This is a genomic window from Mechercharimyces sp. CAU 1602 (genome assembly GCF_024753565.1).
Lineage (GTDB): Bacteria > Bacillota > Bacilli > Thermoactinomycetales > JANTPT01 > Mechercharimyces.
Genome location: NZ_JANTPT010000001.1, coordinates 1,385,349 through 1,397,178, shown reverse-complemented (window position 1 = coordinate 1,397,178; position 11,830 = coordinate 1,385,349). Strand labels below are relative to the sequence as shown.

The following is an 11,830-nucleotide window of genomic DNA, read 5'->3' as shown; positions in this document are numbered from 1 at the left end:
CCTCTATAGAATATATATAACGATAGGGCCTGATATGGATGAGGATATAGAAAAAGACATTGGGCTTATTCACTAGACTATGTGGCAAGGAGGAGGGGTTAGGGGTGAAATTTTACACGATAAAGCTCCCGAAAATCCTCGGCGGAGTGGTAAAAGTGATCCTTAATACAAGTAAAAAAGAGAGCAAAGTTAAGCGTGAAAAACCAAAAAAATAACCCGTAAACGGGAAAAACCCGCGATCATTAGACGCGGGTTACTTTTCCGGACTTTAACGCCTTGGTGCTTACATAAACGCGCTTTGGTTTGCCATCGACAAGAATGCGCACTTTTTGCACATTGGCGCCCCACTTACGGCGTGTTTTACGATTGGAGTGGCTGACTTTATTGCCAGCGTGCCCCTTTTTACCAGTTACGTAACATTGGCGGGCCATGAGTTTACCTCCTTGCAAAAACCTGCTACTTTCTTGAAAAAACGATTTCAAGAAAAGGACTTCATCATTCTAGCACATCCGGCTAGGGCTTGCAAGAAAGAGACGCGGTTTAGTAAGATTAGTGGGGCCACCTTTTTTTCTTGATGGGGATGTTGTACAATAGCCGTAATTGAAAGTGATAGATATTGATACCCTAGAATATTGGGGAGGCAAAAATATGAGCCTAGAAATAACAAGTACACTTGGTCAGATTGATGTTTCCAATGAAGTGATCGCCAACATTGCTGGTGTAGCGGCAATGGATTGCTATGGTCTCGTTGGAATGGCCTCAAGGAGTCAGCTGAAAGATGGAATCAGCGAACTGCTTAAGAGGGAGAATTGGAGTAAAGGCATTGAAGTACGCTCCATCGACGATGACATCCTACTCGATATGTACATCATCGTCGGCTATGGCACGAAAATTTCAGAAGTGGCCTCCAATGTGCAAGCAAAAGTGAAGTATACATTGGATCAGATGATTGGTTTGAAGGTAAAGGAAGTTAATATCATAGTTCAAGGTGTTCGAATGGTGAACGAAGAGTAAGGAGGAGCACTGTTGGCACACCAGCAGATTGACGGGATAAAACTAGTTGAAATGATGCAGGCAGGTTCACAAAGTTTAAGCAGCAACGTAGAGATGGTAAATGCTCTCAATGTATTCCCTGTCCCTGATGGGGATACAGGTACCAACATGAATTTGACATTAACCTCAGGTGTAGAAGAGATGAGAAGAAATAGCTCTTCACACATTGGACAGAGTGCGGCAGCCCTGGCGAAAGGTCTTTTGATGGGCGCACGTGGCAACTCAGGTGTTATTTTGTCGCAGTTGTTTCGTGGTTTCTCCAAAGCGATGCAAGATGAGGAGAGTATTACAGGCATCAAATTGGCCGATGCATTCAAAAAGGGTGTCGACACCGCTTATAAAGCAGTCATGAAGCCGGTGGAAGGCACGGTACTGACTGTGGCTCGTGAAGCGGCTGAACATGCGAATTCGGTTGCTAAAGACGGTGGCGACGTGATCGCGGTGATGGAAGCTGTCTTAGAAGAAGGAAACGCTTCACTTCAACGCACTCCTAAATTGCTGCCTGTGTTGGCACAGGCGGGCGTGGTGGATGCTGGAGGGAAGGGATTATTGGTCATCTATGAAGGGATGTTAGCAGCACTCAAAGGCGAGGCTGTGACACTCTCAGACTCGTCACAAAAGACGGAGTCCCTTTCTATGGAATCGCTTTCAGAAGTTGCACATGAACATGTACAAGCTTCGATGGATCCGGCTGATATTGAGTTTGGGTACTGTACGGAGTTTATGATTATGCTTAACCCTGAGCGCCGGCAGACCAAGTACTTTAACGAAGATGTCTTCCGCCAAGATTTAAGTCGTTTAGGTGACTCTCTTCTTGTCGTTTCAGACGAAGATTTGGTTAAAGTCCACATCCATGCAGAAAATCCTGGGGACGCCCTTAATATGGCGAGTGAGTATGGCGATCTTACTCGTATTAAGATTGATAATATGCGGGAACAGCACAGTGAGATTGTTCGCCGTGAAGGACAAGCTCCGCAGGCGGTAGCCACTCCGGCTGCTCCACAAAGTCAAGAAGAGAAGAAGTATGGCATCGTTGCGGTCGTTTCGGGTAGCGGTGTTGCAGATATCTTCCGCAGTGTAGGTGTGGATAAGGTGATCGAGGGTGGTCAAACGATGAACCCGAGCACTGAGGATATCGTCAACGCGGTGGAAGAGCTTCACGCTGAACATGTGATCATCTTGCCAAACAATAAAAACATCATTCTCGCTGCTGAACAGGTGGCACATGTAATTGATAAGCCGATTACGGTATTGCCGACGAAAACAATCCCACAAGGATTAGCAGCTATGCTCTCTTTCCGCCCCGATGTGGAAGCGGATAAGAACAAAGAGCAAATGACCGATAGTTTGATGCATGTGCGTTCAGGTGAAGTAACGTATGCTGTACGCGATTCTTCGTATAATGGGGAGGAGATCAAGGAAGGTGACTTCCTTGGGATTAACGAGGGGAAAATCGAAACCGTATATCGTGATCTCTTATCCACTTCCACAACTTTGCTCGCTAACATGATGGATGAGGATGCTGAAATTATTACAGTCATCTATGGAGAAGAAACAAGTGCAGAGCAAGTGAAGGAATTGTCATCGTACATCGAAGAAAATTATCCAGAAATGGAATTAGAAGTTCATCAGGGAAATCAGCCATTGTATTTCTTCATTTTTGCAGTAGAGTGAGGAGGGATTGGGGATGGCTCAGGTACGTATCGTTACGGATAGTACTGCAGATATACCAGCAGAGATGATAGAAAAGCTCGGTATTGGTGTCGTTCCTCTTAAAGTGCATTTTGGCGAAGAGACCTATTTGGACGGGGTGACGATTTCCCCTGACGCATTTTACCAAAAATTAATGGAAGATGAGCGGCTTCCTACAACCTCGCAACCTTCACCAATGGATTTTGTGGAAATTTATCGTCAGGCTGCAGCTGAAGGTGTAACACAGATCTTATCTATCCATTTATCATCAGCGATGAGCGGCACGTATCAGTCGGCGATGTTGGCAAAGTCCATGGTGGAAGGGGAGATCGAGGTTGAGGTGATTGACTCGAAGAAACCTTCCTATGTTTATGGAATGATCGTGATCGCAGCGGCACGGGCAGCGCAGGCAGGTCAATCCTTGGCTCAATGTACGCAGCTTGTATATCGGATGCGCGATCACGTTAAGGTATATTTTCTCGTAGATACGTTGGAATACTTGCAGAAAAATGGGCGGATTGCGAAAGCCTCCGCACTGGTAGGTACGCTTCTTAACATTAAGCCCATCCTCTCGGTTAACGAGGATGGGGAAGTATGTCCTGTGGAAAAAGTACGTGGAAAGAATCGTGCCGTTGGCCGCATTTTTGAGCTTTTGCAAACAGAACTAACCTCACCCATTCAAGCGGCTGTCATTCACGCTTGCGATGATGAACAGGCGAACAAAGTGGAAGGGAAGTTGAAAGAAGCTTTTGAAGTACATGAGTTGGTACGTACGTATGTGGGCCCTGTCATCGGTGCACACGCTGGACCAAAGGCGATTGCGATTGCTGCGATTGAAGAAAAGGTAATTTGGGGGGAGTAAAAAGATGAAGTATAGGTCCGTATTTGATATTATCGGTCCTGTCATGATTGGTCCCTCTAGCTCGCATACAGCGGGTGCTGCACGGATTGGACGTGCTGCCCGCTCCCTTTTTGGGAGGAAGCCGACCAAAGCGACGATCACATTTTATGGATCGTTTGCTAAGACGTATCGCGGGCATGGAACCGATGTGGCCATTGTGGGTGGCATCTTAAATTATGATACGTATGATAAGCGCATTGTGAAGGCATTAGAATTAGCGGAAGAAGCAGGCATAACCATTGAGATCCACGAATCAGACGAACTTACAGACCACCCTAACACTGCCCGGTTACAGTTGTCTGATGGGCGAGGGAATATGGAAATTGTGGGGATCTCCATTGGAGGTGGCAAGATGGAGATTACAGAGTTGGATGGATTTGATTTGAAATTATCGGGAAACGCCCCTGCGTTGTTGGTCATGCACCAAGATCAGTATGGAGCGATTGCGCGTGTAGCGACGGTTTTGGCTCATCACCGTATTAATGTAAGCTATATGCAGGTTTCTCGCAAGAATAAAGGCTCACAAGCATTAATGACCATTGAGACAGATCAAACCGTGAAGGAACGGGTTACAGAAGAGATTACAAAATTACCAGGAATTACAGGAGTGACGATTCTCTAACAGAAAGGAGCGTCTAAGATGCAGTTTCGCACAATCGCAGAATTAGTTGAATTAAGTGAATCAGAAGGGATCCCTATCTCAGAAGTAATGATTCGTCAAGAGATGGAGGCGACGGATAAAACAAAAGATGAAGTGTTTGCCGAAATGGCACGTAATTGGTCTGTGATGGAAGAAGCTGTGGAACGGGGAATATCAGAAGATATTCGGTCGCACAGTGGCTTGACAGGTGGAGATGCACGAAAACTGGAAAATTACCGTAAAACGGCCCCGGTATTATTATCAGGTTCTCACGTTTTGGAAGCGGTTTCAAAAGCGACCGCAGTCTCAGAAGTAAATGCCGCAATGGGTACGATCGTGGCAACACCTACCGCGGGGGCATGTGGGATTTTACCAGGAACAGTTGCTTCTGCAGGAGAGCGACTACAGTCTGATGAAGAACAAAAAGTACGAGCTTTATTTGTGGCAGGAGCGATCGGCTACTGTATCGCTAATAATGCATGTATCTCAGGTGCGGCAGGTGGTTGCCAAGCAGAAGTTGGTTCGGCGACAGCTATGGCAGCAGCAGCAGTAGTAGAAATGGCTGGGGGTAGCGCTTCGCAATCAGCGCAAGCATTAGCCATTGCATTAAAAAATATGTTGGGCTTGGTATGTGATCCTGTTGCTGGGCTTGTAGAAGCTCCTTGTGTAAAACGAAATGCCATGGGAGCAGCGATTGCGATGGTAGCCGCAGATATGGCACTGGCAGGGGTAGAAAGTGTCATTCCACCGGATGAAGTGATTGAAGCGATGTACAAGATCGGACGTGATATGCCTGTCTCCTTGAGAGAAACGGCTTTGGGCGGATTGGCTGCTACCCCAACAGCACGAGCGCTCGAACGCGAGATTTTTAAAACTCCTTGTAGACGATCGGATGAATCCTGAACAAGTTCCCATTACAAGGTTAGAGGGTGTGGGGGAAGCAAGAGCCCAAGACCTAGCGAAGATGGGGATCAAGTCCATGCTGGATCTAATGATGTACTTTCCATATCGCTATGAAGATTATCGGATACAACCCATCCATACGTTGGAACACGATCAGCGCGCTACCGTTAGAGGTACGATCTATGGTCCTGTCAGTTTGGCTTGGTTTGGTAAGAAGAAATCACGAATCAGTGCGAAACTGGAAGTAGAAGGGATTCAGCTAACGTTAGTCTGGTTTAATCAACCGTATTTAAAAAATAAACTACATGCTGGAATGTCTATCGTCCTTTCTGGAAAGTGGGATCGGCACCGGTTGCAGTTGACTGTGGAACGAACGTTTCTGACGGCTGAAGAACAGAAGCGAGCACAGGGTCAACTGGAACCGGTGTATTCTGTTTCAGGAGCGATCAAAAGCTATTCTCTGCGCAAATGGATTAAGCAAGCTTTTGTGCAATACGGGCGAAGTGTAAAGGAAGTGCTACCGACAGAGTTGGTGGATCGCTATAAGTTAATGGGTCGAGCAGAAGCGATGTATCGTCTACACTTTCCTAAGGATCAATATATAGGTGAACTGGGTAGACGACGGATGGTGTATGAGGAACTTTTTCTGTATCAATTGAAACTGGTAGCCTGGCGTGAGCAGAACCGAACAGTTTCAACTGGAATTGAGCATCAATTTACCGATGAGTTACTCAAACCACTAATAGACGGGTTACCGTTTCCATTGACAGGGGCGCAAAACCGTGTTGTTAAAGAGATCTTACGCGATATGAGAGCAGTGGGGGCGATGAATCGCCTAGTCCAAGGAGATGTAGGTTCGGGTAAAACCGTTGTGGCGGCGATTGCTTTGTATGCATCTTATCTGAGTGGTTACCAGGGAGCAATGATGGTACCTACCGAGATTTTAGCGGAACAACACCTACAATCCCTCACGGAGCTGTTGGCCCCTCTAGGTGTAACTCTGGTGCCGCTCACGGGAAGGATGACAGTGGGTGAGAAGAGGGAGGCACTTGCCAGCATAGCAGATGGCTTAGCTGATATTGTCGTTGGAACGCATGCGTTGATTCAGGAAGGAGTCGATTACGCCAAGTTGGGCCTGGTAATTACCGATGAACAACATCGCTTCGGTGTGAAACAGCGTGCGCACTTACGTGCCAAAGGTGAGACGCCTGATGTATTGTATATGACGGCTACCCCTATTCCGCGTACTCTATCTATCACTGCATTTGGTGATATGGATGTTTCTGTTATCGATGAGATGCCGCGCGGGCGCCAGCCGGTTCAGACTCACTGGGTCAAACCGAGTACGTGGGAGAAGGTCATCTCGTTTATTGATCAAGCGTGCAGTACTGGACATCAAGCTTATGTGATCTGTCCTTTGATCGAGGAATCGGAAAAAGTGGATCTTGCCAATGCACACGAAATTTATGAACAGCTCAAAGTAGTACTTTCCCAATATCAGATTGGTCTTCTCCACGGTAAGATGGCAGCCCGGGAAAAAGATGAAGTGATGCGTGCATATGCTGCAAACGATGTGCAGGTGCTCGTCTCTACCACGGTCGTGGAGGTAGGGGTAAATGTTCCGAATGCCACAGTGATGGTGATCTATGATGCCAACAGATTTGGTTTAGCCCAGCTGCATCAATTGCGTGGACGTGTAGGGCGTGGGAGCGCAGCCGCTACATGTATCTTGGTGGCAGATCCTAACTCAGAAAACGGTGTCGAACGGATGCGAGTGATGACGGAGACGACAGACGGATTTGAAATTGCTCGTCGCGATCTAGAATTGCGTGGCCCAGGTGATTTTTTCGGCTTTAAACAAAGTGGGCTGCCGGAGTTTAAAGTGGCTGATTTGATGGAGGATGTACAGATCTTGGAGACCGCTCGCAATGACGCTGCTACATTGCTGCGTGCAGACGATTTTTGGCAGCGAACGGATCTGGCCGACCTGCATCAGTGGTTGCAAGCGGAAGAGGCAAAACGTGAGAATGTTGACTAGACAAGTCGAAATTTGTGTAGACAAGTTTTAAATGTTCCGAAGGTGCATAGGATAGGTGATGTGACGGAAAAAACCTAGAGAGATTTCCTCTAGGTTTGTGGCGAATGATGCTCCCTTAGAAGGGGGCTTTTTTTCTACATTTTCGTTTGGCGCGCCTACCATATCGATGAAAAAGGTGCGACAATGTTTCGACCAGCCTGACAACGGTTGAGAAGAGGAGTATCCATTTCTCCACGCTCGTCCCCCCCTTTCCACTAGATGCTGACGACGGTCTAGTTTGTGGCCAACTCCGTCATACTTGGATGTCAATCGGAAGAGCGTGCTGGGCTGGTCGAAAGTGTCATAAGTGTGCAAGACGCGGAGCCGTAGAGTGAATAATGATAATTTTATAAAAATGAGAGAGATTTGTATCTGTGGTTGGAGTAAAAAGAAGGGAATGGCCTACCCTTAATATACCAAATATAAACAGCCTTGTAAATAGAAGAAGGGAAAAAAGTAAGGTAAACTTCTTTCATTCAATAATTATTTTTAATTTTTTCTTTATCATTGATTTTATGGAAAAGAAAGAAGGTTAAACAAGACAGTTCCCTTTTTCAGCATGAGGGCATAGAGATAAGGTGAACACCTTAGAAAAAGGAGGAGTACGAATGGGGAATGCAGATCAGTTATATAAAGAGCTGGTACAGATCATTAATCAAACAGTCGGTCGACAAGCGGTGACAGAACAGACGTTGAGACAATTGATGGAGGAAGCTCGTGAGGTGAAAAATACTAGAGGCACAATGGGATTGCTTCAATTTTCTAAAAGTGTGAGCGAACGTCTTTTTACACCCGCAGAGAGAGAAAAATTAGAAAACTCCCCCTATCGAAAGGAATATGGATCCCGGATTATTGATTTGATGGTTGCAGAACGGATTGTTACCCCTATTCAGGGAATGTGGATGAAGCAATCCTTGTAAAGTGTAAAAGGTAGAGAAAAAAAGGACCCGCCTAGATAGCGGGTCTATGTACCTGCGAAAGGAAGCAGATACTGAATGGGAGAGGAGAAACCGGAGGAAGAGCTTATGGGGAAACGTAAGTCTTCTCCGCGGTTGACAGCACTCAGTCTTACTGAATGCTGTCATTTGTTATTTTCTCCTTATCCTCACCTTTTATTCAACCCTGGTTAAATTATTTCCTGATACGGGATGTGGGAGGGATGTTTGGATCTTTTTTGGTTTGTGGTAGGATGATATAGATAAGAAAAGAGGGGGGAGGACCGCTATGCGAGTGATTGCAGGGGATTACAGAGGGGCGCGTTTGAAAGCAGTGGCCGGAAATCGCGTACGTCCAACGACGGATCGTGTAAAAGAGTCACTCTTTCAAGTGATCGGTCCATTTTTTACAGGGGGACGTGTGCTAGATTTATTTGCAGGCACGGGTGCATTGGGTATCGAGGCACTGAGCCGAGGTTGTACTGAAGCGATCTTTGTGGATGTAGCTAGAACTAGTCTTGATGTAGTGAGAAAGAACTTAGAAGTGGTACGAGCTCCCGAGCAGAAAGTGATACGAGGAGACGCACGAATGGTATTGCGTAAGCTGGGCAAAGAGCAGAAGGGGTTTGACCTTATTTTTATGGATCCCCCCTATGGGGATGACGTTGCGCTAGAGCTATTAGAACTAGTCTCTGTTGCACAGTTGCTCACGACTGAGGGCATGATCGTCTTAGAACAACCTACAGTTCGTCAGATGCCAGCAGAGCTAGGTGAGCTGGAGCGAGTACGGATCCTTTCCTATGGTGATACGACGATACATTTATACGAACGTAAAAGAGATAAAGGAGAATGATGCATGAAAATCGCCGTCTACTCAGGCAGTTTTGATCCTATTACATATGGACACCTCGATTTGATCGAACGAGGAGCACAAGTTTTTGACAAGCTTATTATTGCTGTTTTTCATAATGCAGAAAAAAAACCCTTATTTACGGTGGAAGAACGGACAGCTTTGATTAGGCAAGCGACACAGCATCTTCCCCATGTAGAAGTGGATTCGTTTGATGGATTGGTCGTTGATTATATGCGCGCGAAACAAGCGAAAGTAATCTTGCGTGGATTGCGGGCGATCTCGGATTTTGAATATGAATTACAAATTGCTTCTATCAATCGAAAAATGGCACCTGATATTGAAACGATGTTTCTGATGACAAATAATAACCACTCCTTTATCAGTTCCCGGATGGTGAAAGAAGTGGCTCGTCATGGAGCAGATGTATCTGAGTTAGTTCCCCCAGTGGCGGAAGAAGCATTGAAAGAAAAATATTTCGGCTCTTTGTAAGGATCGGGCTGCAAGTGATGGACAGGCTAGCGAATACTGCTATTCCTAATCATCAGTTGCAGCTTTCGCATACTATGAAGAAAGAGCGAAAACAAAATCATAGTCAGGATTAGTAAACTTATACTGCTCGCGATCAATTGCCACCAGTTCCAGGGCTGAAACTGTACTCCAGCGGAGGCAGTAGGGAAAAAAACGGGCAAGAGGGCAGGAGTTGAGCTAATCCATTGGTGTAACGGGCTCCATAGTAAAAAAGTAAGCACACCGGCGAGCAAGGAGTGAATGGAGCGAGCGACGAGGTAAGGGGAGTAGCGAATATCCGTACGACTTAGGATACTAGCGACTTGCGCATGAACAGAAAGTCCGCTCCATGCGATAATTCCACTTACGATCATCGCTTTGTATACTAAGGGGATTTGACGAGCTGCTTCAGAAGTCATCTGTGAGCCCAACGTGATTTCAAAAGCACCTGAGATGAGCGGAGGGGCTAACGCTTCTGGAAGGTGTACGACCGCTAAGAGTGTACCGATCAAAGAAGCGAATAAATGAGTGATACCTACTTGTTGGAGCAATTCGATCAAGACGGAGAAAAGAATAATAAAGCCGCCAATAGTAAGCAGGGATTGAATGGATGTGCTGATTGATTCACCAAGAAGTTTCCCTAAAGTACGACCATCAGCAAGTCGAGCACGGTGCATCGCTTGCAGAGATCGCAAAAGAAGACCGTGGGAATCGTGATGGGTGGTAGGTGGTGTGACTGGGCCGTGTGGGTCGTGAAAACGCATCAGAAAACCTAGAATAAAGCTAGAGAGATAATGAATGATGGTCATAATGATTCCTAGAGTAACATCATGAAAGAAACCAACGGCTACAGCGCCGATAATAAAGAGAGGATCAGCCGTGTTGGCAAAAGAGACCAGACGTTCCCCTTCTGAGCGTGAGATCAGTTCTTGTTCACGTAAGCGAGCCGTTAACTGAGCACCGATTGGATAGCCAGAGGCTAAGCCCATGGCGAGGACAAAACCACCGGTACCTGGGATACGAAAGAAGGGACGCATCAATGGCTCCAGTAATACGCCGAGCAAGTGAACCACGCCAAAGCCCATCAATATTTCAGCAGCGACGAAGAAGGGGAGAAGGGCAGGGAATACGACCTCCCACCAGATTTTAAGTCCTTTCAGCGATGATTGAAACGAAGCTTCGGGAAAAGAGATGAGGGAGAGCGCGAGCAGAAGGGATGCCAGTCCAAGCACAGCGGTCTGTAAGCGATGTGAGAAGATGGAGTTAGATGTTTGCATGGAAGGCCTCCTAACACTAATCTTTGTCCCAAGTGTACGCACACGTTGTCCAAATTAGACCGCTATTAGCGACAGGTGCTTAAATTTCTTGAATCGTGGGAACGGATAAGGTGAGGGGATCCTAAATTTTGTATTCGCCCTCAGCATGAGAGGGGAGAGAGGGAAGTGTCACGACCGAAAGTGGGATTAGCATTAGGTGCGGGCGGAGCTAGAGGGTTGGCTCATATTGGGGTTATTAAGGTGTTAGTAGATGCAGGTATCCCCATCGACTATATTGCAGGAAGTAGTATGGGAAGTTTGGTGGGAAGCATTTATGCTAGTGGGTTTCCTATTCATATGGCAGAACAATTGGCAGTAAACTTGAAGCGTAAAGTTTGGCTTGACTTTACCATTCCAAAAAAGGGTTTGTTAAGCGGAGAAAAAGCACGGGAATTGGTTCGTCTTTTAACAAAGAAAAAGCGGTTAGAAGAGTTAGATATTCCGACTGCAGTAGTGGCAACTGATTTAACTCAGGGAAAACGTGTTGTCTTCACTCATGGTCCTACCGACGAGGCTGTTCGAGCCAGTATTTCTATCCCAGGTATATTTGAGCCGGTTCGACAAGGGGAGCAAGTTCTTGTTGATGGGGGTGTGATTGACCGTGTCCCCATTTCAGTTGTGCGGGAAATGGGGGCGGATCTGGTGATCGCAGTCGATGTACATCCTCGTTCTCCGTCTACGCAAATTAACACAATATTTGATGTGATTTTGGAGTCCATTATTTTGATGGAACGTGAAATCTTAAGCGAGCGGATTTTGGATGCAGATGTAATCATTCACCCTGATATGGATAGAATTAGTGCTACAGCTTTTACAGAAGCAAAAACATGTATTGCTCGTGGAGTGGAGGCAGCTACGATCCAAGTGGAACGCATTCAGCATTTGATAGATCACTGGGGGGAAGAAGGTTCAGATGAGGAGTCAAAGGAACTGGACTAGAAAAATACCTTATA

At 46.3% G+C, this 11,830-nt stretch carries 13 protein-coding genes; 11 read left to right on the top strand and 2 right to left on the bottom strand.

Features of this window, described 5'->3' with window-relative positions:
* Window positions 1-104: 104 nt before the first annotated feature.
* A complete protein-coding gene (gene spoVM / locus NXZ84_RS07305) occupies window positions 105-215 on the top strand; it encodes a stage V sporulation protein SpoVM (protein ID WP_258839612.1) in 111 nt (36 codons plus the stop codon).
* A 27-nt stretch (window positions 216-242) separates the two neighbouring features.
* Here spoVM and rpmB read toward each other — a convergent pair whose 3' ends face one another.
* Window positions 243-431, bottom strand: coding sequence for a 50S ribosomal protein L28 (gene rpmB / locus NXZ84_RS07300; RefSeq protein ID WP_258839611.1), 189 nt, complete (start codon window positions 429-431; stop codon window positions 243-245).
* 217 nt (window positions 432-648) lie between these two features.
* Here rpmB and NXZ84_RS07295 point away from each other — a divergent pair, with 217 nt between their 5' ends.
* From NXZ84_RS07295 to coaD, 9 genes are all read left to right on the top strand, one after another.
* On the top strand, window positions 649-1,014 hold the full coding sequence (locus tag NXZ84_RS07295; protein WP_258839610.1) for an Asp23/Gls24 family envelope stress response protein: 366 nt from the start codon (window positions 649-651) through the stop codon (window positions 1,012-1,014).
* A gap of 12 nt (window positions 1,015-1,026) precedes the next feature.
* Window positions 1,027-2,727, top strand: a complete 1,701-nt coding sequence (locus NXZ84_RS07290; protein ID WP_258839609.1) for a DAK2 domain-containing protein — start codon at window positions 1,027-1,029, stop codon at window positions 2,725-2,727.
* A gap of 13 nt (window positions 2,728-2,740) precedes the next feature.
* Window positions 2,741-3,607, top strand: coding sequence for a DegV family protein (locus NXZ84_RS07285; protein WP_258839608.1), 867 nt, complete (start codon window positions 2,741-2,743; stop codon window positions 3,605-3,607).
* Between the two features lie 4 nt (window positions 3,608-3,611).
* Window positions 3,612-4,268 (top strand): L-serine ammonia-lyase, iron-sulfur-dependent subunit beta, encoded by a 657-nt coding sequence (gene sdaAB, locus NXZ84_RS07280; RefSeq protein WP_258839607.1) that lies wholly within the window; start codon window positions 3,612-3,614, stop codon window positions 4,266-4,268.
* Window positions 4,269-4,286: 18 nt separating this feature from the next.
* Window positions 4,287-5,189 carry an L-serine ammonia-lyase, iron-sulfur-dependent, subunit alpha gene (sdaAA, locus tag NXZ84_RS07275; RefSeq protein WP_258839606.1) on the top strand — a complete coding sequence of 301 codons (903 nt, stop codon included), beginning with the start codon at window positions 4,287-4,289 and terminating at the stop codon, window positions 5,187-5,189.
* On the top strand, window positions 5,179-7,227 hold the full coding sequence (recG, locus tag NXZ84_RS07270) for an ATP-dependent DNA helicase RecG (protein ID WP_258839605.1): 2,049 nt from the start codon (window positions 5,179-5,181) through the stop codon (window positions 7,225-7,227). The genes sdaAA and recG overlap by 11 nt, the downstream gene beginning before the upstream one ends.
* 647 nt (window positions 7,228-7,874) lie before the next feature.
* Window positions 7,875-8,186, top strand: coding sequence for a hypothetical protein (locus NXZ84_RS07265; protein ID WP_258839604.1), 312 nt, complete (start codon window positions 7,875-7,877; stop codon window positions 8,184-8,186).
* A gap of 304 nt (window positions 8,187-8,490) precedes the next feature.
* On the top strand, window positions 8,491-9,054 hold the full coding sequence (gene rsmD, locus NXZ84_RS07260) for a 16S rRNA (guanine(966)-N(2))-methyltransferase RsmD (protein ID WP_258839603.1): 564 nt from the start codon (window positions 8,491-8,493) through the stop codon (window positions 9,052-9,054).
* A 3-nt stretch (window positions 9,055-9,057) separates the two neighbouring features.
* Window positions 9,058-9,543 carry a pantetheine-phosphate adenylyltransferase gene (gene coaD, locus NXZ84_RS07255; RefSeq protein WP_258839602.1) on the top strand — a complete coding sequence of 162 codons (486 nt, stop codon included), beginning with the start codon at window positions 9,058-9,060 and terminating at the stop codon, window positions 9,541-9,543.
* A gap of 26 nt (window positions 9,544-9,569) precedes the next feature.
* On the opposite strand, the gene ylbJ is transcribed toward coaD, so the two are convergent.
* Window positions 9,570-10,838, bottom strand: coding sequence for a sporulation integral membrane protein YlbJ (gene ylbJ / locus NXZ84_RS07250; protein ID WP_258839601.1), 1,269 nt, complete (start codon window positions 10,836-10,838; stop codon window positions 9,570-9,572).
* 165 nt (window positions 10,839-11,003) lie between these two features.
* Here ylbJ and NXZ84_RS07245 point away from each other — a divergent pair, with 165 nt between their 5' ends.
* Window positions 11,004-11,816, top strand: coding sequence for a patatin-like phospholipase family protein (locus tag NXZ84_RS07245; protein ID WP_258839600.1), 813 nt, complete (start codon window positions 11,004-11,006; stop codon window positions 11,814-11,816).
* Window positions 11,817-11,830 lie beyond the last annotated feature (14 nt).

Bases quoted from the DNA above. Each gene is read 5' to 3' on its own strand.
- rpmB (WP_258839611.1), bottom strand. From the start codon at position 431: ATGGCCCGCCAATGTTACGTAACTGGTAAAAAGGGGCACGCTGGCAAT.
- NXZ84_RS07295 (WP_258839610.1), top strand. From the start codon at position 649: ATGAGCCTAGAAATAACAAGTACACTTGGTCAGATTGATGTTTCCAAT.
- NXZ84_RS07285 (WP_258839608.1), top strand. From the start codon at position 2,741: ATGGCTCAGGTACGTATCGTTACGGATAGTACTGCAGATATACCAGCA.
- sdaAB (WP_258839607.1), top strand. From the start codon at position 3,612: ATGAAGTATAGGTCCGTATTTGATATTATCGGTCCTGTCATGATTGGT.
- sdaAA (WP_258839606.1), top strand. From the start codon at position 4,287: ATGCAGTTTCGCACAATCGCAGAATTAGTTGAATTAAGTGAATCAGAA.
- recG (WP_258839605.1), top strand. From the start codon at position 5,179: ATGAATCCTGAACAAGTTCCCATTACAAGGTTAGAGGGTGTGGGGGAA.
- NXZ84_RS07265 (WP_258839604.1), top strand. From the start codon at position 7,875: ATGGGGAATGCAGATCAGTTATATAAAGAGCTGGTACAGATCATTAAT.
- rsmD (WP_258839603.1), top strand. From the start codon at position 8,491: ATGCGAGTGATTGCAGGGGATTACAGAGGGGCGCGTTTGAAAGCAGTG.
- coaD (WP_258839602.1), top strand. From the start codon at position 9,058: ATGAAAATCGCCGTCTACTCAGGCAGTTTTGATCCTATTACATATGGA.
- ylbJ (WP_258839601.1), bottom strand. From the start codon at position 10,838: ATGCAAACATCTAACTCCATCTTCTCACATCGCTTACAGACCGCTGTG.